Annotated in this window: 18 protein-coding genes and 1 pseudogene; 2 read left to right on the forward strand and 17 right to left on the reverse strand. The window is 68.2% G+C overall.

The genetic code is table 11. The features are described from left to right. Window positions 1-40 precede the first annotated feature (40 nt). Together I3V78_RS28760 and I3V78_RS28765 are read right to left on the reverse strand one after the other, a co-directional pair. Window positions 41-1927, reverse strand: coding sequence for a methyl-accepting chemotaxis protein (locus I3V78_RS28760; RefSeq protein ID WP_204492190.1), 1887 nt, complete (start codon window positions 1925-1927; stop codon window positions 41-43). A 213-nt stretch (window positions 1928-2140) separates the two neighbouring features. Continuing rightward, the gene (locus I3V78_RS28765) at window positions 2141-3388 is read right to left on the reverse strand and encodes a cytochrome P450 (protein WP_204492192.1); all 1248 of its coding nucleotides are present in this window, start codon (window positions 3386-3388) and stop codon (window positions 2141-2143) included. Between the two features lie 200 nt (window positions 3389-3588). Here I3V78_RS28765 and I3V78_RS28770 point away from each other — a divergent pair, with 200 nt between their 5' ends. Then, window positions 3589-4293 carry a polyprenol monophosphomannose synthase gene (locus I3V78_RS28770; protein ID WP_204492194.1) on the forward strand — a complete coding sequence of 235 codons (705 nt, stop codon included), beginning with the start codon at window positions 3589-3591 and terminating at the stop codon, window positions 4291-4293. Window positions 4294-4302: 9 nt separating this feature from the next. Beyond that, window positions 4303-4929: pseudogene (locus I3V78_RS28775) on the forward strand (MarC family protein); the annotation flags it as partial. A 26-nt stretch (window positions 4930-4955) separates the two neighbouring features. Here I3V78_RS28775 and I3V78_RS28780 read toward each other — a convergent pair. The 15 genes from I3V78_RS28780 to ybeY form a co-directional block, all read right to left on the reverse strand. Then, window positions 4956-5408, reverse strand: a complete 453-nt coding sequence (locus I3V78_RS28780) for a hypothetical protein (RefSeq protein ID WP_204492199.1) — start codon at window positions 5406-5408, stop codon at window positions 4956-4958. Between the two features lie 157 nt (window positions 5409-5565). Next, window positions 5566-6369 carry a UDP-2,3-diacylglucosamine diphosphatase LpxI domain-containing protein gene (locus tag I3V78_RS28785; RefSeq protein WP_204492201.1) on the reverse strand — a complete coding sequence of 268 codons (804 nt, stop codon included), beginning with the start codon at window positions 6367-6369 and terminating at the stop codon, window positions 5566-5568. Between the two features lie 11 nt (window positions 6370-6380). Then, the gene (gene lpxA, locus I3V78_RS28790) at window positions 6381-7157 is read right to left on the reverse strand and encodes an acyl-ACP--UDP-N-acetylglucosamine O-acyltransferase (protein WP_204492203.1); all 777 of its coding nucleotides are present in this window, start codon (window positions 7155-7157) and stop codon (window positions 6381-6383) included. Between the two features lie 9 nt (window positions 7158-7166). Further along, window positions 7167-7640: a 3-hydroxyacyl-ACP dehydratase FabZ gene (gene fabZ, locus I3V78_RS28795; RefSeq protein WP_204496827.1), complete on the reverse strand. Its 474-nt coding sequence runs from the start codon at window positions 7638-7640 to the stop codon at window positions 7167-7169. Beyond that, window positions 7640-8701 carry a UDP-3-O-(3-hydroxymyristoyl)glucosamine N-acyltransferase gene (gene lpxD, locus I3V78_RS28800; protein ID WP_204492205.1) on the reverse strand — a complete coding sequence of 354 codons (1062 nt, stop codon included), beginning with the start codon at window positions 8699-8701 and terminating at the stop codon, window positions 7640-7642. Before lpxD ends, fabZ begins: the two co-directional genes overlap by 1 nt. A gap of 10 nt (window positions 8702-8711) precedes the next feature. Continuing rightward, entirely contained in the window at window positions 8712-9266 is a 555-nt protein-coding gene (locus I3V78_RS28805; protein ID WP_204492208.1) for an OmpH/Skp family outer membrane protein, read from the reverse strand. 107 nt (window positions 9267-9373) lie between these two features. Beyond that, window positions 9374-11731, reverse strand: coding sequence for an outer membrane protein assembly factor BamA (gene bamA / locus I3V78_RS28810; protein ID WP_204492210.1), 2358 nt, complete (start codon window positions 11729-11731; stop codon window positions 9374-9376). A gap of 154 nt (window positions 11732-11885) precedes the next feature. Then, entirely contained in the window at window positions 11886-12560 is a 675-nt protein-coding gene (locus I3V78_RS28815; protein ID WP_204492212.1) for an ABC transporter ATP-binding protein, read from the reverse strand. Window positions 12561-12565: 5 nt separating this feature from the next. Continuing rightward, entirely contained in the window at window positions 12566-14932 is a 2367-nt protein-coding gene (locus I3V78_RS28820; RefSeq protein WP_204492214.1) for an FtsX-like permease family protein, read from the reverse strand. A 13-nt stretch (window positions 14933-14945) separates the two neighbouring features. Continuing rightward, window positions 14946-16490 (reverse strand): lysine--tRNA ligase, encoded by a 1545-nt coding sequence (gene lysS, locus I3V78_RS28825; RefSeq protein ID WP_204492216.1) that lies wholly within the window; start codon window positions 16488-16490, stop codon window positions 14946-14948. 78 nt (window positions 16491-16568) lie between these two features. Then, window positions 16569-16922: an anti-sigma factor family protein gene (locus I3V78_RS28830; protein WP_204492218.1), complete on the reverse strand. Its 354-nt coding sequence runs from the start codon at window positions 16920-16922 to the stop codon at window positions 16569-16571. Between the two features lie 26 nt (window positions 16923-16948). After that, window positions 16949-17515: a sigma-70 family RNA polymerase sigma factor gene (locus tag I3V78_RS28835; RefSeq protein WP_204496828.1), complete on the reverse strand. Its 567-nt coding sequence runs from the start codon at window positions 17513-17515 to the stop codon at window positions 16949-16951. A 116-nt stretch (window positions 17516-17631) separates the two neighbouring features. Next, window positions 17632-18751 (reverse strand): peptide chain release factor 2 gene (gene prfB, locus I3V78_RS28840; protein ID WP_239576689.1). Its coding sequence is split into 2 segments (ribosomal slippage): window positions 17632-18681 and window positions 18683-18751, totalling 1119 coding nucleotides; the frame shifts between segments, so codons are not numbered across the junction. A 24-nt stretch (window positions 18752-18775) separates the two neighbouring features. Next, on the reverse strand, window positions 18776-20086 hold the full coding sequence (locus I3V78_RS28845; protein WP_204492220.1) for an Lnb N-terminal periplasmic domain-containing protein: 1311 nt from the start codon (window positions 20084-20086) through the stop codon (window positions 18776-18778). Window positions 20087-20199: 113 nt separating this feature from the next. Then, window positions 20200-21057, reverse strand: coding sequence for an rRNA maturation RNase YbeY (gene ybeY, locus I3V78_RS28850; protein ID WP_204492222.1), 858 nt, complete (start codon window positions 21055-21057; stop codon window positions 20200-20202). Window positions 21058-21069: the final 12 nt, after the last annotated feature.

Raw genomic sequence — 21069 nt, forward strand, 5'->3', positions numbered from 1 at the left:
TGGCGGGAGTTCGCGCTCCCGCCACGGCTACCGCTTTGTTTCAGTTCCGGTCGTTCAACCGCGCGCTGGACTCCGGCGAACCCGTCCGGGGAGACGACGTGTTCTTCGCGTCCCCCTGGATCTGGTTCCAGCCGTAGTTGCTCACGTAGCCCGACACATTGTGGGCCACGGTGCGCACGAGCTCCATCGCCTCGTCGGAAGCGCGAAGGCGCGTCATCGTCTCCGCCATCAGCTCGGACAGGTCGTTGATGGCCTGGAAGATCTGCCCGATGCCCGCGTTCTGCTGCGTGACGGCCATGGAGATGTGCCGCACGGACTGGGCGTTCTCGCGCACGATGACCGAGAGCTGCCGGATGTTCTCACCCGAGGCGCGCACCTGCTTGAGGCTGTCCTCGACGCGCGTGGTGCCCTGCTCGGTGATGCTCACCGTGGTCCGGATGGCCGAGCTGATGTCCAGGAGGATGTCACGCACGCTGTTGGTGGCCTTGATGGACTGGTCCGCGAGGATGCGGATTTCCCGGGCCACGACCGCGAAGCCCTTGCCGTGCTCGCCCGAGCGCACGGCCTCGATGGCGGCGTTGAGCGCGAGCATGTTGGACTGGTCGGCCAGGTCCTTCACCGTGGTGGTGATCTTGCCGATCTGCTTGGCGCGATCGTCCAGGGCGCGGATGTGGTTCTCCATCTGCTTCACCGAGTCGCGGATGGCCTGCAGGCCCGAGAGGCTCTGCTCGACGGCCGCCTCGCCCGAGCGGCTGATCTCGTCGGCCTTCTCGGTCTGCTTGAGCACCGCCTCGGCCTTCTGGGACGCCACGAGCGAGGTCTGCTTGATCTCCTGGCTGGTGACCTGCGTCTCCTGGATGGCCGCGGCCTGACGGGTGAGGATCTCGTTCTGCTTGAGGTTCGAGGCCCCCATCTCCTCGGCGGAGTGGCCGAGCTGACGGGCGGAGTCCGCCAGGGACAGCGAGAGGTTGCCCAGGCGGGTGAAGACCTGCGCGGTCGCGCGCGACAGATCACCCATCTCGTCCGTGGTCACCCACGCGGGCAGCTGGGCCTTGCCGTTGGCGAGCGCCTGGATGGAGGCACCCACCGCGCTCGCGCCCTCCGTCTGGTGGCGCGCCAGGCGCAACGCGGCGATGGCGGCGTTGAGCAACAGGTAGGCGCCCAGTCCCACCATCGGGAAGAGCGTGCGCTCCAGCACGAGCCCGGCGCCCTTCATCAGCATCTGGCCGAAGTCCGCCTGGTTCTTGACGTAATCGTGGGACAGCTCGGAGAAGACCGCGATGACCTGGGTGCTCAGGATGGTCGCCGTCAGGGCGAGCGTGGTGAACACGAACAGGCCGAAGGCGTAGGGCAGGAACCAGCTCTGCCGCAGCCACGCAATACCCGAGCCCTGGATGTTCTGCGTCGGGTTGGCCTGGAAGAGCGCCAGGGCGTGCGGCCGCAGCAGCTGCTCCACCGTCAGGCGGAACTGGATGAGCACCAGCGCCGTGATGGACGAGTTGACGATGCCGCCCCAGACAATGGTCCACGGGGAGGACTTGAGCACGATGCAGCACGTCGTCATGTACAGCGCGTTGCCGAGCGTCACGAGCCCGAGCAGCGCCAGCTCCATGCGGCGCGGCGCCTTGAGCAGGCGCACCAGCCGCACCGATTCCGGCTCGCCGCGCACCGGCGTCAGCGCGCCCCGGGTGATGAAGTAGGCAATCGCGAAGGGCCCGAGGATGCCGGCGAGCACCATGAAGGGCGGCTGCAGCGTACCCGAGGCGTACTTCTGCTGCTCCGGAGAGAGCCCCATCGTCAGCCCCACCACGTACATCAGGGGGATGGCGGCGGTCAGGGAGTAGAGCTGGTAGGTCCAGAAGATTCGCCAAGAGAGACGCTTGATCTCCGCTTGGATCGATGAGGCGGACACGCCTGGATCAGACATGGAAGGTTTCTTGGGCTGAAGGGTGAAGTGGAGCGTCGGAAGACTGGAGGTTCGTCGGAATGCGCGACTGCGGTGGACAGCCTCCAGTCCACCTGACGGTCAGGGATCACGCGGCACTACACCCTCGGGCTGATCACCCCGCGCGAACCCAGGGGCATTCTACACAGAGGCGCGGAACCATCACCAGGGGCGCCCCGGGCTCCGCTTGCCTCCCTACCCACCAGTCGACCATCGCACCGGCAACTGTGTGAAACCCCGAAAAACCAAGCTGTGGAATTTCAGCTGCGGCGCATTCCGCTCGTCCAGCTGCAATCCGGGGAGTCGGCGGATCAAGACCTCGACGGCGATCTCCAGTTCGCGTCGCGCCAGACCCGCGCCCAGGCAGTGGTGCGGGCCATGGCCGAAGGTCATGAGCCGCGAGTGCATGTGGCTGCGGGTGATGTCGAAGCGATCCGGCTCCGGGAACACCAGCGGGTCGCGGTTGGCCGCCGCCATGCCCAGGAAGACCACGTCGCCCTTGCGCAGGGTCTTGCCCCGGAGCACCAGATCCTCGGCCACGATGCGGTGGAAGAACGGCACCGCCGGGCTGTAGCGCAGCATCTCCTCCACCGTCGAGCGGATCAGGCTCGGGTCCTCGAGCAGCTTCTTGAACTGCTCGGGGTGCGTGAGCAGATCGTACACGCCGTTGCTCAGCTGATCCGTGGTCGTGAGGTGGCCCGCGGTGAGCAGCAACTGGGACGTGGCCGCCAGGTCCGTGGGATCCATGTGCCCGACGCTCGTCTCGCTGTGCAGCATCTGGCTGAGCGCGTCGTGTCCCGGGTTCTTCTGCAGGTGCTCGATGTGGCGCACCAGGTACTCGTACAGCTCGCGCGCGGCCGTGTTGGCTCGGCGCGCCAGGGCCACCATGTCGACGTCCAGACCCGGACCGGAGAACTCGGCCAGGGGCGCGGACCACGCCTGGAACATCTCGCGATCCGCGGCCGGAATGCCGAGCACCTCGGCGATGACCAGCGGCGGGAAGTGGTAGGAGATGTCCTTGACCAGGTCCATCTCCCCGCGCGCATGCACCTGATCCAGCAGCAGGTTGATGATGCGGTAGATGCTCGGGCGCCAGGACGACAGGGCCTCGGGGGTGAAGGCGGCCATGGTCTGGCGGCGCATGCGGATGTGATCCGCCCCGTCCTTCATCAGCATCTGGTGCCGCGCGATGCCGAGGTAGTCCACCAGCACGTCCGGCCCCAACGCACCGGCCTGGGCCTCGAACATCTTCACGCGGTTGGCGCTGAAGCGCGAGTCACGGAAACACGCGGCCACGTCATCGTGTCGGGTGAGGACCCATCCATGAAGGGCCTCCGACCAGTGCACGGGATCCGATTCCCGGAGTTCCGCGTAGAGCGGCAGCGGGTTCAACAGGTTCTCTGGGCTCACCGGATTACGACTGGGCAGCGGGGCCGAACTCATCAAAATCCTCGTCGCAAGACGGTCTCTACCAAGCCTTCTTAATCTCCGAGATACCTTGCTCGCAGGCGTGCCGAGAGTCGACGGAAATCGACGCCCGATTCTGGACAACTGCCGTCCTACGTCCTGTGGGTGCCATACGTACCGGGAGGTGAAAAGTCTAGGAGAGGACGACGGGCCGCTCTGCTATGTCCCGCTGCTCCATGAATCCAGCGCTGGTCTGCATCCCCACGTACAACGAACGGGACAACCTCGAGCCCATCACCCGGGCGGTCCTCGCCGCAGATCCGCGCGTGGACATCCTCGTCGTCGACGACAACTCTCCGGATGGCACCGGGGTGTTGGCGGACGCGTTGGCCGCGAAAGAGCCGCGCATCCGGGTGCTGCACCGCGAGAAGAAGCAGGGCCTGGGGCGCGCCTACCTCCATGCCTTCCAGCAGGCACTCGCTTGGGGCTACACGTACATCCTCGAGATGGACGCGGACTTCAGCCACGATCCGCGCCACCTGCCCCTGCTGCTGGACACGGCCCAGGCGGGAGCGGATCTCGTGCTGGGCTCGCGCTACGTGCCCGGCGGCGGCACCGTGAACTGGGGCGTGGGCCGACAGCTCATCAGCCAGGGCGGTTCCTTGTATGCGCGGACGATCCTGGGGGTGGACACGCGGGATCTGACCGGCGGCTACAAGTGCTTCAACCGACGGGTGCTTGAGGCCCTCGATCTCACCGCCGTGCGGAGCACCGGCTACGCCTTCCAGATCGAACTCACCTACCGGGCCCTCAAGCATGGCTTCACGGTGCGTGAGGTGCCCATCGTGTTCGAGGATCGCCGCGTGGGTCAGTCCAAGATGAGTCGGCGCATCTTCGTGGAGGCCCTGACGATGGTGTGGAAGCTGCGCTTCACGGTGTAGAGAGGGCGCATGTCCGAGCAGTTCTCGCTGTTCCTCGTGTCGCTGCCCGCGGTGCTCTTCGTGGTGGATCCCGTGGGCGTGGTGCCCATCTTCCTCGCCATCACCTCGGGCTACTCCGAGGAGCGCATCCGCAGCACGGCCCGGCGCGCGTGCATGGTGTCATGCGCCCTGCTGCTCTTCTTCGCGCTCTTCGGCGGCATCATCTTCAAGGTGTTCGGCGTGTCGCTGGGCGCCTTCCGGGTGGCCGGTGGCCTGCTGCTGCTCATCACCGCGCTGGACATGCTGCGCGCGCGTCCGTCGGAGACGCGCACCACGCCCAGCGAGACCGAGGAGGGGGTGAGCAAGGAGGACGTGGCGCTGGTACCCCTGGCCATGCCCCTGCTCGCGGGTCCGGGCGCCATCGCCACCGCCATGGTGTTGATGGCCCGGGGCGGCGACTCGCTCGTGTCCGCGGTGCCCGTGCTGCTCGCCATCATCATCACCTTCGTGACGAGCTACTTCGTGCTGCGCGCCGCGGGCTTCGTCCAGCGGGTGCTCAAGCAGTCCGGCGTGGCCATCCTCGAGCGCGTGATGGGGCTCATCCTCGCGGCCATCGCGGTGCAGTTCATCGCGGATGGGTGCAAGGACTTGCTGCGCGAGCACCCCGCGGCCACCGCGCGGGCTCAGATGCTGGACGCGGCCCAGACGCCCTCGCGCTTGCGCACCGCGCCCTTGGCGTCGCCGCCCAGCGACATCCGCTCCGCGCTCGCGCGCTGCGCGTCGTAGACGTAGCCATCCGCCTGGCCGCGCAGGAAGAGCACCACGCCCTCGCCGGTGAGGTCGTGCACCACCTTGAAGGCCGCCCCCTGGCACTCGGGGTCTCCCGCGAAGAAGCGCTCCAGGACCGCCTCGTCCGGCTGGCGCATGAAGACGACCACCTGGGACGGGGTGGAGTGGCCGTCCTCGGCGAGCTTCTGCAGCAGCTGTTGCGGTGCCCGCTCGCGCATCAGCGTCTGGATGAGCTCACACTTGCTCACCTCATCCGGCGAGGGCTGGGCGGTGGCGGCGGGCGCCGGGGCATGCATGCAGCCCGTGGCGGCAAGGGCGATCAGGGCGGGGAGCACGAGTCGCTTCATCCGTCGGTTCTCCTGGGAATGCACACGGCGTGAGGGGTAGACCCCGGGGCTGCGGGTGCTGGGGAACAGCGTCGTCGCCCGGCAGCATTCCACAGCCGCGAGCGAGGAACCATCCGACCCGGGCGCCGTCCTGGAGGGCGGCACGGCGGGCAGGCGATCAGGAAATGCCCACCACGCTGATGCCCGCGGTGTCGGCCTCCTGGAACAGCTCCGGAGCGTCGAGCAGCACCGTCTTGCCGACCTCCAGCGCGAGCACGGTGGCGCCGACCTCCCGCATGACCGCGAGGGTGCGCGGGCCCACCGCCGGCAGGTCGAAGCGCAGGTCCTGTCCCGGCTTGCAGCGCTTCACCACCACCGCGCCCGAACCGCCGTACTTGCCCCCGCGGCGGATGGCCTCGTCGGTGCCCTCCACGGCCTCCAGCGCGAGCACATGGCCGTCGCGGACCACCACCGTCTGTCCCACGTCCGCCTGACCGAGCAGCGTGGCCACCTCGCGGCCCAGGGCCACGTCCTTCTCCTGCGCCGGGCTCAGGCGGGGACCCGCCAGGTGCCCCTCGGGGCACAGGGCCTGGGCGAGCCAGTCCGTGGGTGCCACGATGGTGATGCCGTGGGACTCGAAATAGCCGGCCACGGCGCGCAGCAGCGCATCGTCCCGCACGCTGCGCAGCCGCGCGAGGATGCGCAGCGCACCGAGATCCGGTCGGGCCTCCGTGAAGGCCCGCACCCGTCCGATGCCGCCCGCCATCGCCGCCCGCGTCACGCCCGCCGCGCGGAACGTCTTCAGGATGCGGTCCACCTGCCCCAGGCGGACCCACGTCAGGGAGGCCACCTCGGCCGCCAGCGCCGGGTCCACCTCGCCCCGATGCGCCACCACGACGACCTCCAGCCCCTGCTCCCGGGCCGCGCGCGCGAAGAGGAAGGGCAGACGTCCGTTGCCGGCGATGAGGCCAATGCGTTCCACGGGGGCGGTCGTCAGCGCGTCAGGCCGCGCTTGCTCTGGGCGATGAAGTTCAACAGGTAGTCGATCTCCGACTGGCCAGCGAGCTCCGCGGTGAGCCGCGCCACGGCCTCCGTCAGCCCGAGCTTGGAGCGGAAGAGGATCTTGTAGGCCTCCTTGATGCGGCCCACCTGCTCCTCGCTGAAGCCGTGCCGCTGCAGGCCCACCACGTTGAGCCCGGACAGCTCCGCCCGGTCGCCCTGCGCCGTGCAGTAGGGCAGCACGTCCATGGTCACCATGGAGCCGCCGGCGACGAAGGCGTGCTTGCCCAGGCGGGTGAACTGATGCACCGCGGACAGGCCGCCGAGGATGACGAAGTCCTCCACGGTGACGTGCCCGGCCAGCGCCACGCTGTTGGCCACGATGCAGCCATTGCCCACCACGCAGTCGTGCGCCACGTGGCTGTAGGCCATGAACATGTTGTTGTCACCGACCCGCGTCACCCCGCCGCCGCCCACCGTGCCGATGTGCAGCGTGGCGGACTCGCGGATGGTGTTGCCATGGCCGATGATGAGCTCGGTGTCCTCGCCCGCGTACTTGAGATCCTGCGGCACGCCGCCCACCGCGGCGAAGGAGAACACCCGGTTGCGCTCGCCCAGCGTGGTGCGGCCATCGATGACGGCATGCGGCCCCACCTCGGAGCCCGCGCCAATCGTCACCTTGGCGCCGATGATGGAATAGGGACCGACCACCACGGTCTCATGGAGACGCGCACTGGGATGGACCACCGCCGTGGGATGAACCTGCGCCATGGTGTCTCCTCAGGAGGCCTCGGTGGAGGAGCCACCGTTGTCCTTGCCCTTGTCCTTGTCCACGACCGTGGCGAGGAACTCGCCCTCGGCCACCCGCACCCCGTCCACCGTGGCCGTGCCCTTGGTCTTCCAGATGCCACCCTTGTGCCGGATGACCTCGATGTTGAGCTGGAGCCGGTCGCCGGGCACCACGGGCTTGCGAAAGCGCGCGCCGTCCACGCCCATCAGGTAGGACAGGCTCCGGGAAGGATCCAGCTGCGACGTCTTGTAGGCGAGGATCGCCGACGCCTGGGCCAGGGCTTCCAGGATGAGCACGCCCGGCATCACCGGATGGCCCGGGAAGTGCCCGTTGAAGAAGGGCTCGTTCATGGTGACGTTCTTGTAGGCCGTGATCTTCTGGCCCGGAACGATCTCCACCACGCGGTCCACCAGCAGGAACGGATAGCGGTGGGGCAGCAACTGCTGGATCTCTTGGATGTCCATCATCCGCCCTTCTCTTTCTCGAGCATCTCCACCCTGCGCCGCAGGGTGCGCACTTCCTTGAGCAGATCGCCCAGCTGCCCGAGCGCCGCCGAGGCACGCAGCCATTCCTTGTGGGGCATGGCCGGCGTGCCGCTCACCGTCTGGCCATCCTCCACGTCATGCGCGACGCCGGACTGGGCGCCGACCTTGGCCATGTCCCCCACGCGGATGTGCCCCACCACGCCCACCTGCCCCGCCAGCACCACGCCCGTGCCCAGCTCCGAGGAGCCGGACACGCCCGCCTGCGCGCAGATGAGCGACAGCGGGCCCACCTTCACGTTGTGGGCGATCTGCACCAGGTTGTCGATCTTCGTGCCCCGGCCAATCACCGTCTCGCCGAGCGTCGCGCGATCGATCGTGGTGCAGGCGCCCACTTCCACGTCGTCCTCGATGCGCACGAGGCCCGCCTGCGGCACCTTGTAGTGCTCCGGGCCGCGCGGCCCCTCGGGATTGAAGGCGAAGCCGAAGCCGTCCGCCCCCACCACGCAGGAGGCATGCAGGATGACCCGCGCGCCCACCACGCAGTGCTCGCGCACCGTGACGTTCGGGTAGAGCAGGCAGTCGGTGCCCACCTCGGCCGACTCGCCCACGTAGACCCCGGGGAAGAGCACCGTGCGTGCCCCGACCCGCGCCCCCTTGTCCACCGTGGCCCCCGCCATCACCGTGGCATCCGGATGCACGCTCGCCTCCGCGTGCACGTGCGCCCCGGGGCTCACCCCCGCGGCGAACGTCGCCACGGGGTGGAACAGGCGCGAGACCTGCGCGAAAGCCAGATGGGGATTGGCCACGCGCACCAGGGCCACGCCCTCGCGGGGCGCGACGTCCCGGCCCACCAGCACGGCCGACGCCCGGGAGGCGTCGTACTGCTTGCGGTAGCGCGTGTTGCCGTAGAACGACAGCTCACCCGGACCCGCCTCGGCGAGTCCGTTGAGTCCGCTGATCAAGAGGTCGGCATCGCCGAGGAGCTCTCCCCCCACATGGGTGGCGAGTTCCCCGAGCCGACGAGGAGCCGGGACGTGCACGCGAGCCGCCTTACTTCTTGGGGGCGACCGGAGCGTCCTTCGCCTTGCCCTTGCCGTTGTAGGAGCGGATGACCTCGTTCGTCAGGTCGTACTGGCTCAGGGCGAACACCAGGCCCGAGTCGCGCTTCTCGAACACCAGGCCCAGGCCATCGCGGTCGGCGATCGTCTTGATGACCTCGTCGATCCTCGAGATGATCGGCTCCATCTCCTTGCGCTCGCGCTCGGCGGCCTCGCCCCGGCTCTTCTCCCACTTCTGGGCCAGGTCGTAGATGCGCTTCTGCAGGTCCGTGGCCTTCTGGATGCGCGTCTCCTCGCTCATCGCGCTCGCCTGCTTGTCCAGGGTGTCCTTCTCCTTGCGCAGGACCTCCTGCTCGGCGTCGATCTCCTTCTGACGCGACTCGAGCCACTTCTGCAGGCGGGTCTTGGCCGCCTTGCCGTCATCCACCTCGAGCATGACGCGCTGGTAGTCCACGTATCCCACCTTCAGGTCCGCGGCGGCCGACAGCGTGGGCACCGCGAGCGACAGGGTGATGGCCAGGACCGACAGTTTGCTTCGAAGCGACATGTGCGACAGCTCCTCGGGAAGAATTCGGGGGTTCGACGGCCCGCCCGGTGACTCTGTTCAATGGCGGCCCCCCAGGGGAACCGCCCGACAGACCGGCGGGCGACCTATCAGAAGAAATTGCCGATCGTAAACTCGAACAGGATGGGCTGATCATCCGCCCGGCGGGTGAGCGGGATTCCCCACTCGAAGCGCAAGGGACCGACCGGCGAGAACCACCGGAAGCCGAAGCCCACCGACTGGAACAGTCCGAGCGGCACCTTGTCCTGTTTGTCCTCGAAGAAGCGCTCGTTGGTCGCGTAGGCGTTGCCCAGGTCATAGAAGACCACGCCCCGGATGCCCGCCTTCTCGAAGACGGGGAATTCCAGCTCCAGGTTGACGATGAGCTGCTTGTTGCCGCCCACGTCGATGCGGGAGATGCCGGCATCGGGCGAGCCGGAGCTGGGCGCGGACAGGTTCGGGCTGATGCTGCGCAGGAAGTAGCCACGCAGGGAGTTGATGCCACCCAGGTAGTAGAGCTCGGAGACGGGCAGCGGCCGGTTGCTGTCCAGCGGCTGGATGTACCCGATGGTGGCGTTCGTCTTGAACACGGCGCCCAGCGGCAGCGGGAAGTACAGGCGCGAGTAGGCCGTGTAGCGGGCGAACAGGAACGAGCCGCCCAGGAAGCTCGGCGCGTACTCCACCGAGCCGTAGTGGATGAAGCCCTTGGAGGGGAAGAGGCGGTTGTTGCGCTTGTCGTAGGTGAGCGACAGGCGCGTGGAGCTCGTCACGCCACTGAGGAACCGGTTGGCCAGCAGCACTCCGCCCAGGGTGGGCGAGGCCGCCACGTTCACGTGCTCCTGGGAGTAGCCCACGTTGACGAGCACGTCCTCGAGGATCTGGTAGCCCAGCGAGAGGTTGCCGCCCGTGGACTGACGGATGAAGCTGTTGTTGCCGTAGTCGGCTTCCGTGCGGAAGAAGTCCGCGGACAGCAGGAAGCGCGTGTCCAGGAAGTAGGGATCGAAGAACGACAGCTGCACGAGCGAGCGCAGGCTGGAGATCTGCGCCGACGCCGACACGCTCTGGCCCCAGCCGAGGAAGTTGTTCTGCGACACCTGGGCCGTGAAGATGAAGTTCTCCACGTTGGAGAAGCCGAGGCCCACCTGGAAGGTGCCCGTGGCCTTCTCCTTCACCTCCACCTGGATGGCGATGGTGTCGTCGCGCGAGCCGGGCTTCTGGGTGACTTCCACCGTCTCGAAGAAGCCCAGCGCCGTCACGCGCTCCTTGCTGCGGCGCACGCCCGTGCCGCTGAAGAGCTCGCCCTCGTACACGCGCAGCTCGCGGCGGATCACCTTGTCGCGCGTCTTGGAGTTGCCCACCACCTCGATGCGCTCGATGGTGACCTGGGGGCCCTTCTGCACGTCGAAGGTCAGGTCGACCGTGCGCGTGTCCGCGTTGATGTTGGTGACGGGGTTGATGTTCGCGTAGGCGTAGCCCCGGTCGTAATAGACGTCCGTGACGGACTGGATGTCCTGGCCGAGCTGCGTGCGGCTGAAGTGCTGCCCCGTGGTGGACGTCATCAGCCGGGCCAGCTCCGCCTCGGGCACCACCAGGTCCCCCGAGAAGTCGATCTTCCCGATGTCGTAGCGCTCGCCTTCCGTCACCTTGAGCGTGATGTAGATGTAGCGCTTGTCCGCCGAGAGCGACACGCTGGGCTTCTCCACCCGGACGTTGATGAAGCCCTCGTCGTAGTAGGTGGCCCGGATGACCTCCAGGTCGCGCTGGAACACCTCCTCGCGGTAGGTGCCCTCCCCGGTGATGAAGGACAGGTAGCCGCCCTCCTTGGTGAGCATCACTTCCTTGAGCCGCGAGACCGGTACCTTCTCGGCGCCCAGGAAGAGGATGTCCTTCACCATCACCTTGGAGTTCTCGTCGATCTCGAAGACGACGTCGACCTGACCGCCCTCCACGGGCACGATCTTGTGCGACACCTCGGCGAGGAAGTACCCCTTGTCGATGTACTTCTCCTGGATCTTCTTCTGGGTGCGGCGCACCACGTCCAGGTCCAGGATGGTGAGCGGCTTGACCTCGATGGACTCCTTGAGGTCGTCCTGGTTGAGCTCATCGTTGCCCGAGAGCTTCACCGCGCGGATGGACGGGCGCTCCTGCACGCGCACCACGTACACCACGCCGCCCGACGGCATGCGCTGCACCAGCAGTTGCACGTCGCTGAAGTAGCCCAGGGCCCACACCGCCCGGAGATCCTCGGACGTGCGGGCCGGATCGAACGCGGTCCCCACCCGCGTGCGCAGCGCCCGGCGGATGGCCTCCGCCTCGACGCGCCGGTTGCCCTCGATGCGGACGTCGGCGACCTCTCCGTCGCGCACCTCCCGGTCGGGGTCGACCGGAGCGTCGGAAGGAGGGGCCACGGGCGCCGGAGCGGCGGGCGGCGACACCCCGCCCTGCTGCGCGAGCACGTGGCCAGGCATCACCGTCCATGCGGCGGCGAGGAACGGGAGAAGGAACCTGAGCGAGAGAACGGGGAGCCTCAAGAGCAATCGGCCGGTAAAGGGCGGGGCAATCTACGGGAGGACTTTGGCGGGGCTCAATGAGAAATCGCGGGAAGGGGGCCCCCTCCCCCCTTCAGGCCTCGGTGACCTGCCCGGCATGCAGCCGCAGGCGCCGGGGCATCGACTCGGCCAGGGCGGCATTGTGGGTCACCACCACGCAGGTGAGCCCCAGGTCGCGGTTCACCTCGCGTAACAATTGGTGGATGCCCTCGCCGGTGGCCGGGTCCAGGTTGCCCGTGGGCTCGTCCGCCAGAAGAACCGGGGGTTTGAGCACCAAGGCCCGCGCCAGGGCCACCCGCTGGGCCTCGCCGCCGGACAGCTCGCCCGGACGGTGGTCCACCCGGCTGCCCAGGCCCACCCGCTCCAGGAGCTCGCGCGCGTAGGCATAGGTCGGCGCCTTGTCCCGGCGCTGGATGAGCGCCGGCATGGCCACGTTCTCCAGCGCGGTGAACTCGGGCAGCAGGTAGTGGCTCTGGAAGACGAAGCCGATGGTGCGATTGCGGAAATCAGCGATCTCCGCGTCGCTCATGGAAAAGACGCTGCGGCCCTCGAAGAGCAGCTCGCCCGCGGCGGGCATGTCCAGCGTGCCGAGCACGTGCAGGAAGGTGCTCTTGCCCGCGCCGGACGCGCCGATCATGCTCACCATCTGCCCCTTCTCGATGTCCAGGGAGACGCCGCGCAGCACGTCGATGCGCTTGCCGTGCAGGTAGTAGCTCTTGAAGACGTTGCGGATGGAGAGCAGTGCCATCGTCCTCACTCCGCCTTCAGGCCTTCCACCGGCTCCACGCTGCTCGCCTTGAGCGCGGGATAGATGGACGCCAGATAGGTGACGAGCACCGCGATGACCACCGCGAGCGCCGTCTGCACCGGCTCGATCTTCACCGGCAGGTTGGGGATGTAATAGACGGACGGGTCCAGTTTGATGCCCACCTTCAGGATGAAGTAGCACCACGCGAGCCCCGAGAAGAGCCCCAAGAGGCCGCCGGCCACGCCGATCTGCAGGCCCTCGGCCAGGAAGATCTTCACGATGCCGCCGTCCGAGACGCCCAGCGCCTTGAGCACGGCGATCTCCTTGCGCTTCTCGAGCACCAGCATGATGACCGTGGCGACGATGAGGCCCGCGGCCACGATGATGATGATGGACAGGATGATGCCCATCACCAGCTTCTCCAGGCGCAGCGCGGAGAAGATGTTGCGGTGAATTTCACCCCAGTCCCGCGCGCGGTACGGGTAGCCGCCCAGCTCGCTCGCCACCTTCTTGGAGATGGTCCGCGCGTCGTCCACGTCGTCCACCTTGAGCTCGATGCCCGTGGGCCCGTCCGAGCTGAAGAGCTTCTGGGCCTCGGCCAGCAGGATGTAGGCGAACTTGGCGTCGTACTCGTACATGCCCGAGTAGAAGATGCCCGCCACGCGGTAGGCGCGGCTCTTGGGGATGAGCCCCGCGGGGCCCAGCTCCGCGCCCTGCGGGGAGATGACGTTCACCCGGTCGCCCACCACCACCCTCAGGATGGTGGCCAGCTCGCGGCCCAGCACGATGCCCGGCAGCACCTTCTGCTCGGCGCTCTGGGTGGGCTTGCCGATGATGGGATCGAACTCCTCGTCCTCTTCGTCCTGGGACGAGGGCTTCGAGCCCAGTCCCAGCGCGCGCCGGGGCACGATCTTCTCGGGGGTCTCCAGGTTGTCCAGGTTGCCGCCGGGCAACATGTTCGTGCGCAGGTCCAGCACCGAGCCCACCGTCTCCGGGTCGATGCCCTTGAGCACGATGCCCTGCACCTCGTCATCGGCGAGCACCATCACCGGGTTGTCGATGGAGGGCGTCTGCCCCACCACGCCCGGCACCTTGGCGATGCGCGGCATGAGCTGCTTGTAGTCCGTCAGCCGGCCCGCGTACTTGGACACCACCACGTGCGAGTGGGCGCCGAGGATCTTGTTCTGCAGGTCCTCCTCGAAGCCGCTCATCACCGAGAGCACGATGATGAGCGCCATCACGCCCACGCCCACGCCGCCCACCGACAGCGCCGTCATCATCATGGTGGGCGACTGCTCGCGCAGCTTGAGCTGGTTGAGCGCCGCGGCCGCGGCGAGGGGATCCTTCAGGCCCAGCGCGCGGATGCGTGTGCGCTCCACGGCCGCCTCCACCGCGCGGATGATGCCGTAGACGATGAGCGGCGGGATGATGCCGAACAGGAGCACCGCCAGCGTGCCCAGGAGCAGCGAGGGCCGGAACACACCCACGTGCCGCCGGGCGACGAACAGCTCGAAGCCCAGCTTCATGTCCACGCGGCCACTGCCCGCGGCGATGAAGCCCGTGTTGATGCCCAGCACCAGCATGAGCACCAACAGCGAGAAGACGAGCCAGTAGCCGATGACCGGGCGGCCAAGCATGTCCGCCACGTACGTCACTTCCCGCAGCCGGTAGCCCCAGGTCACCTGGAGGTCCGGCAGCTGCTCCATCAGCGTGAGCCCCACCGGCACCGGCAGGCCCAGGTAGATGACGCCGATGGTGGCCTCGGGCATGGAGAGCCGCCGCGCCCGCGCCGCGCCCACGAAGCCGCACCCGAACGCCACCAGCGAGGCGACGATGAGCGCCACCGCGAAGGCGATGGTCGGCGCGAGGCCTCCCCGGCCCGTCGCGGACGCCCCTCCCCCACTGGACAGGAACGTCTGCAGCAGGAGCAGCACCAGCTCCGACAGCAGCATGCCGCCGCCGTAGGCGCCCAGGGTGCTCCAGTAGAAGTCCCGGTACTGCGCCAGCCTTGGGTAGAGCACCGCGCCCGCCGCCGCGCTCGGCCCCTCGGTGGAGGCCGGGGCCCGGCGCACGCCGCTGGCGATGAGCACCCACCCCACCAGCCAGCCCGCCACCCCCACCCAGAGGTACTCGGTCCCCGGCAACTGGACCGACGCGGGCAGCGTGGACTGCACCGGAACCAGGCCCGCCGCGTTGAGCGTCTGCACCAGCCCGCCCCACGCGAGTGTGGACAGGCCGAGCACCGACGCCACGCGCGCCCAGGCATCCGCCTGGGTGATGGCCACGCCGAGGAAGATGGCTCCCACCAGCGCCACCAGGGCGCCACTCCAGATGAGACTCCAGCGGTAGACGGTCTGCCGTTCGGCGTTCACGCGGGGTTCCTGACTACCTGGCCAGCGGCTTGAGAAGCGGGAAGAGGATGACGTCGCGAATCGACGGCGAATCCGTGAACAACATGGTCACGCGATCAATCCCGATGCCCTCACCCGCCGTGGGCGGCATGCCGTGCTCGAGTGCGCGGATGTAGTCCTCGTCGTAGTCCATCGTCTCCTGCTGGCCGCGCTTCTTCGCGTCCAGCTGGCCGAGGAACCGATCCTTCTGGTCGAGCGGATCATTCAGCTCGGAGAAGGCATTGCCGATCTCCCGGCCCGCCACGAACAGCTCGAAGCGGTCGGTGAACTCCGGGTTCTGGTCGTTGCGGCGCGCCAGCGGGCTCACCGCCGTGGGGTACTGGGTGATGAACGTGGGGTGAACCAGGGTGCTCTCCACGTGCTGCTCGAAGAGCGCGCCCACCAGTTCGCCGTGGTGCATGGTCTCGATGGCCCGGCGCTCGGCCTGGCCGTGGGCCTTGGACAGCAGCTCGTGCCGCAGCCGGTCCGCGTCCGCCATGTCCTTGTCGCTCAAGGAGGGCACGGCCTCGCGGATGGCCTCGGTCATGGGGATGCGCTTCCAGCCCTTGCCGAAGTCCAGCACCTGGCCCTGGTAGGCCACCTTCGAGTCCCCCGTCACCGCCCGCGCCGCCCCCGAGAGCATCTCCTCGGTGAGGTCCATCAGGTCCTCGAACGTGGCGTAGGCCTGGTAGAACTCCAGCATCGTGAACTCGGGGTTGTGCCGGGTGCTGATGCCCTCGTTGCGGAAGTTGCGGTTGATCTCGTACACGCGCTCGATGCCGCCCACCACCAGCCGCTTGAGGTAGAGCTCGGGGGCGATCCGCATGTACAGATCGATGTCCAGCGCGTTGTGGTGCGTGGTGAACGGCCGCGCCGCCGCGCCCGACACCAGCGGGTGCATCATCGGCGTCTCCACCTCGATGAAGTCCCGCGTGTCGAGGAAGTCGCGGATGTAGCGCACGAGCTTGTTGCGCTTGAGGAAGGTCTGCTTGACGTCCGGGTTGGACACGAGGTCCAGGTAGCGCTGGCGGTAGCGGCTCTCCACGTCCGTGAGGCCGTGCCACTTCTCCGGCAGCGGGCGCAGGGACTTGGTGAGCGGCAGGAAGCGCGTGGCCGACAGCGTCAGCTCGCCCGTCTTCGAGCGGAAGAGCGTGCCCTCCACGGCGACGAAGTCACCCAGGTCGCACAGCTTGAAGAGCTCGAAGGCGTCCCCGAGCGCGTCCTTCTTCACGTGCGCCTGGATTTCCCCGGAGCGGTCGCGCAGCTTCACGAAGGCGGCCTTGCCGAAGCTGCGCACGGCCACGATGCGGCCCGCCACGCTGTAGGCCAGGGGACCGGCCTTCTCCAGGTCCTCGGTGGACTGCTGGGCGTGACGGTCGATGATTTCCTGCGCCAGGTGCGCGGGCCGGTGGCCGTTGCCGTACGGATTGACGCCGGAGTCGCGCCACTTCTGCGCCTTGTCGAGACGCTGCGCGTAGATTTCCTGCTCTTTGGACCCGAGGTCCGCTTCGGCGGTCTTGTTCTCTGGAGTGTCGGCCATGGGGCTTCCCGTGAGGGCGCGGCACGCTAGCCAAGCCCACCTCGGGACGCAATGAATGGACGCCGGACCGGACTTCTTTCAGACCCCGGCCATGATCAGGTAGGCCGCCACCGCCGCCGCGAGCAGCACCGGGACGAGGATCTCCACGGGCAGCCGGTAGTGCGCGTGCATCAGGGTGAGCCCCCTGAGCCCCGAGCGCCGCTGGCGCTTGACCCGGGTCATCACCTGGGTGGCGAGCGCGGGGGGCGCCGCGTGCCGGGGCGCCGCCTTGAGCCGCTGGACGGTGGCCGAATAGGACTGCCAGCCCCGCTGGCACTCGCCGCATCCGTCCAGGTGCGAGCGCACCTCGCCCGCCTTGTCCGCGGGCAAGTCCTCGTCGGCGAAGGCGATGAACAAGGCCCGGGTCTCGCGATGGCTGAGCTGCGCTGGCATGTCCCCAAGTCTCCGCTGAAAGCCCTTCATTCCTCAACCCGCTCCAACCACTCCGCCAGCTTCTCCCGGGCCCGGTGGAGCCGGCTTTTCACGGTTCCCAACGGAAGCTCGGTGATGTCGACGATTTCTTCGTAGGCCAGGCCCTCGATGTCCCGGAGCGCCACGAGCATGCGCGCGTCCGGCTCCAGTCGGGAAATGGCCCACTGCACCCGCGCCTGCTCCCGCGCGGACTCGAGCGCCGCGTCCGGCCCCGGCGGCGAGCCCAGGGCCTCGGCCAGGGCCTCCTCGTTGCGCTCGCCGTACTCCTCCGAACGGCCCCGGCCCCGGCGGTTGAGGTACTTGAGCCGGTTGATGCAGTGGTTCTTGGCGATGCGGTAGAGCCACGTGGACAGCTTCGCGTCCTCGCGAAAGCGCGCGAGGTGCTGGTGGGCGCTCACGAAGACGTCCTGAACCAGGTCATACGCCTCCTCGCGGTCGCTCAACATCCGCACGCAGAAGTCGTAGAGCCGGTCCTGGTAGGTCCGCACCAGGGTCTCGAAGGCGTCCGGCTCGCCACGGCGCAGCCGGACCAGGAGCACCTGCTCCGGCGTCATCTCCTCGTTCACGAGCGCCTCGCTCGACGACACCGGTCACCTTCCCCAGGGGCGGGCCCCCTTCCCCGGCCTTGGACAGCCCGGCCAGGGAAAGGTTCCCGTGATTCGCTCCCGGATTATTCCGGGGCGGCGCGGTTGGGGTTCTTCACGCCCATGAGCTGCGCGGTGACGAAGTCCTCCAGCTCACCGTCCAGCACCGCGTCCACGTTGCCCGTCTCCACGCCCGTGCGCAGGTCCTTCACCATGCGGTAGGGCGCGAGCACGTAGGAGCGGATCTGCGAGCCGAAGGAGATGTCCTTCTTCTGCGCCTCGGCGGCGTCACGCTCCGCCTCGCGCCGCTTCATCTCCAGCTCGTAGAGCCGGCCGCGGAGGATCTTGAACGCCATGTCCTTGTTGGCCGACTGCGAGCGCTCCGTCTGGCAGGTGATGATGATGCCCGTGGGCAGGTGGCGCAGCTGCGCCGTGGACGAGGTCTTGTTGACCTTCTGACCGCCCGCGCCGCCACCCCGGATGAACTTCAGCTCGATGTCCTTCTCCGGGATGTCGATCTGGATGGAGTCATCCACTTCCGGATACACGTCCACCGAGGCGAAGGCCGTCTGCCGGCGCGCGTTGGCGTCGAAGGGGCTGATGCGCACGAGCCGATGCACGCCCACCTCCGCCTTGAGGTAGCCGTAGGCGAACTCGCCCTCGATGCGCAGCGAGACGTTCTTGAAGCCCGCCTCCTCACCCTCCTGCGCGTCGTTGATCTCCACCTTCCAGCCGCGCTGCTCGCAGTAGCGCGTGTACATGCGCATGAGCATGGCGGCCCAGTCCATGGAGTCCGTGCCACCCGCGCCCGCGTTGATGTCCATGAAGCAGTACGAGCGGTCCTGCTCGCCGGAGAGCATCCGCGCCAGTTCCAGCTTGGCCACCTCGCCCTCGAGCCCCCCGAGCGAATCCTCGGCCTCCTTGGCGCTCGCCGGGTCCTGCATCTCGGCGGCGAGTTCCAAGAGCGTCTGGGCGTCGTCCAGGCCGCGCAGGGTCTTCTCGTAGGCGCCCACGCTCGACTCGAGCGTGGCCTTCTCCTTGAGCATCGCCTGGGCCTTGGTGTTGTCGTCCCAGAACGTGGGCAGCGTGGATTCCCGCTCGATCAGCGCGATGCGCGACTTCTTGCGATCGACGTCAAAGATGCCCCCTGAGCGCCGTCAGACGCTCGCGAAGCCCGCCGATCTTCTCCATCGAGTCGTTCGCCATGTTGTGTCCTCCCTCTTGCCTTCTTCAGTTTCCAGAAACCTTCAAGTCCGGCGCCACCGGCGGCGTCACCTCGCGGCCCGCCACCGGCGCGCGCAGCAGCCACAACGCCCCCGCCATCCCCACGGACATGGGGAGCAGCAGCGCGATGAGGCGCCAATTGTCCTGATCGAACAGGGGCAACACCTTGAGCACGAGCCCGAAGAGCCCCAGGGCCGCCAGCGCCCGCCACAGCCACTCCAGGCGCGCGCGGGCCTTCGCGCTCCCGGCCATCAGTTGCAGCCCCAGGGGCAGCGCGAGCACGGTGAGCGGATTGGCCAGGAACAGGTTCTCGTTGCGGTACGTCACCGTGTGATCCGTGCCGAGCCACATGATGAACAGCGCCAGGCCGGGGATGCCGAACACCAGGCCCATCAGCACGTTCTGCAGCCCCAGCAGCACCCGCGGCAGCCGCGCGCCCTTCTTGCGCTGCCACGCGGCCAGGCCCATCGAGGCCCCGCCCAGCACGAGGCCCAGCATCAACATCACCGGCGCGTACCGGGGCGGCTGCTCGGGCGTGACCGGACGGCCCTTGGACTCGTAGAACTTCACGGTCCGGTCCACGAGCGCGTGCGACGGACCGTCCGTGGCCGTCACCTGGAGTTGGGCCACCTGCCGCTCCAGCTCGTCCGGGAGGAACGCCTCCTGCCACCGGGTGATGGGCTTGTCGATCTCGTCGTTCATCAGGAAGTCGAGCAGGACGCTCATGGGCGGATTCACGGCGGTGTAGCGCCGCGTGTGCTCGCGCAGCGTCATGCGCCCGGGGACCTCGTCCGCCCGGCGGAGCTGACCGCCCACCACCGCGTCGATCATGTCGCGCAGCCGGGTGACGCAGTTGTCGTTGTAGTGGTGGTAGAGGTACTGACGGTTCTCGGGCAGCACGTTCACCGCGAGCAGCCGGCCCAGTTCCTTCTTCTGCTCGGGTGACAGGTCGAGCTGCTGCAGCCGCACGTCCCGGTTGAGCGAGCGGTAGAAGCGGAAGGTGGGGCCCGGGGCCGAGTCGTCCACCCAGAATTCGAGCCGACCCATCGCGTAGCGCGCCAGCATGCGCTCGTCGAAGGAGAACATCCCGTAGTTGTAGAGGCGCGAGGTGCGCAGCCGGGCGTCCTCCACCACGAGCGAGCCGTGGCCGAAGTACGAGGGCACGTCATCGCCCGGTCCGAAGGTGGCCAGGTAGATGGACAGGTCCTCGCCCCGGCTCTCGCCCGTTCCCCAGGGAGGCATGTCCTGGGCATGCGCCGGAGCGGCGACGAGCAGCAGGCCCAGCACGAAGAGCATCGACGAGGTCAAGCGAGGCATGGTCCGTTCCAACACGCGGGGACGGGCCTACCTATCATGCGCGAGGCCCGACTCAACCCCACGGATGGCCTCCAGGGGAGCGGAATCGTCCGCCCCACCCCGGAAGGGAGCCCTCAGGTCATGAGCTTGCGGGCCCGGGGCGCCACCGAGTCGCCCACCATGCCGCTCGCCCCGAGCAGTTGCTCCTCGGCGCGCGCCATGCGCTGGGCGTCCTTGGGCCGCTCGTGATCGTGACCCAGGAGGTGCAGCAGCCCATGCGCCAGGTAGCGCGCCACCTCGGACTCCAGCGTGCGCTCGTACTCCTTGGCCTGCACCTTCGCCGTGTCCAGCGAGATGACGATGTCGCCGAGCTGGCGCGGCCCCGGGGTGCCCTTGGGCGCCTCCCCCGCGGGGAAGCTCAGCACGTCCGTGGCCTTGTCCTTCTTGCGCCAGGTGCGGTTGAGCCGGCGGATGGCATGGTCCCCGACGAGCGAGATGGACAGCTCGCACCCGGTGAGCGAGAGCTTCTCCAGGAAGGCCTCGGCCAGGTCCGTCACCTGCTTGGCGAAGCGCTTGCCCTGGGGATGGGCCACCTGCACCGTCACCCGGTTCTCCTCGGGCGAGGCCTCCTCGGGCTCCTCCATGTGGGCGAGTTCCACCCGGAAGGCGGGCGCGCAGACCGAGTAGTAGTCACACGCGCCCTGGCCGTCGTTGCGGTACACCACCCGCCGGCCCCGGGACACGAGCCCCATCTCGCCCTCCTCGATGAGCTGCCGCCGCCCGTCCACCACCAGCGTCAGCTGGCCCTTGAGGACGATGACCACCTCGTCGAACTCGGGCGTCTGCGCGGGCTCCTTCCAGCCGGGAGGCGCCAACATGCGCGCCACCGACACGCCCTCGGTGCCCGTCGTCGCCGCGCCCACGAACTCCTCGATGCGCTTCCCGTCGTCGCGGGGAATCACCTTCCCCTTGCGCAGCTTCACGTTCGCCATCCACCCACCTCG

It is taken from the genome of Archangium primigenium (genome assembly GCF_016904885.1).
GTDB classification, from domain to species: Bacteria; Myxococcota; Myxococcia; order Myxococcales; family Myxococcaceae; genus Cystobacter; species Cystobacter primigenius.

What these genes read in the sequence shown, in the direction of transcription:
- I3V78_RS28760 (WP_204492190.1), bottom strand. Translation starts at nt 1,927, where the DNA reads ATGTCTGATCCAGGCGTGTCCGCCTCATCGATCCAAGCGGAGATCAAG.
- I3V78_RS28765 (WP_204492192.1), bottom strand. Translation starts at nt 3,388, where the DNA reads ATGAGTTCGGCCCCGCTGCCCAGTCGTAATCCGGTGAGCCCAGAGAAC.
- I3V78_RS28770 (WP_204492194.1), top strand. Translation starts at nt 3,589, where the DNA reads ATGAATCCAGCGCTGGTCTGCATCCCCACGTACAACGAACGGGACAAC.
- I3V78_RS28780 (WP_204492199.1), bottom strand. Translation starts at nt 5,408, where the DNA reads ATGAAGCGACTCGTGCTCCCCGCCCTGATCGCCCTTGCCGCCACGGGC.
- lpxA (WP_204492203.1), bottom strand. Translation starts at nt 7,157, where the DNA reads ATGGCGCAGGTTCATCCCACGGCGGTGGTCCATCCCAGTGCGCGTCTC.
- fabZ (WP_204496827.1), bottom strand. Translation starts at nt 7,640, where the DNA reads ATGGACATCCAAGAGATCCAGCAGTTGCTGCCCCACCGCTATCCGTTC.
- I3V78_RS28805 (WP_204492208.1), bottom strand. Translation starts at nt 9,266, where the DNA reads ATGTCGCTTCGAAGCAAACTGTCGGTCCTGGCCATCACCCTGTCGCTC.
- bamA (WP_204492210.1), bottom strand. Translation starts at nt 11,731, where the DNA reads ATGCCTGGCCACGTGCTCGCGCAGCAGGGCGGGGTGTCGCCGCCCGCC.
- I3V78_RS28815 (WP_204492212.1), bottom strand. Translation starts at nt 12,560, where the DNA reads ATGGCACTGCTCTCCATCCGCAACGTCTTCAAGAGCTACTACCTGCAC.
- lysS (WP_204492216.1), bottom strand. Translation starts at nt 16,490, where the DNA reads ATGGCCGACACTCCAGAGAACAAGACCGCCGAAGCGGACCTCGGGTCC.
- I3V78_RS28830 (WP_204492218.1), bottom strand. Translation starts at nt 16,922, where the DNA reads ATGCCAGCGCAGCTCAGCCATCGCGAGACCCGGGCCTTGTTCATCGCC.
- I3V78_RS28835 (WP_204496828.1), bottom strand. Translation starts at nt 17,515, where the DNA reads ATGACGCCGGAGCAGGTGCTCCTGGTCCGGCTGCGCCGTGGCGAGCCG.
- I3V78_RS28845 (WP_204492220.1), bottom strand. Translation starts at nt 20,086, where the DNA reads ATGCCTCGCTTGACCTCGTCGATGCTCTTCGTGCTGGGCCTGCTGCTC.
- ybeY (WP_204492222.1), bottom strand. Translation starts at nt 21,057, where the DNA reads ATGGCGAACGTGAAGCTGCGCAAGGGGAAGGTGATTCCCCGCGACGAC.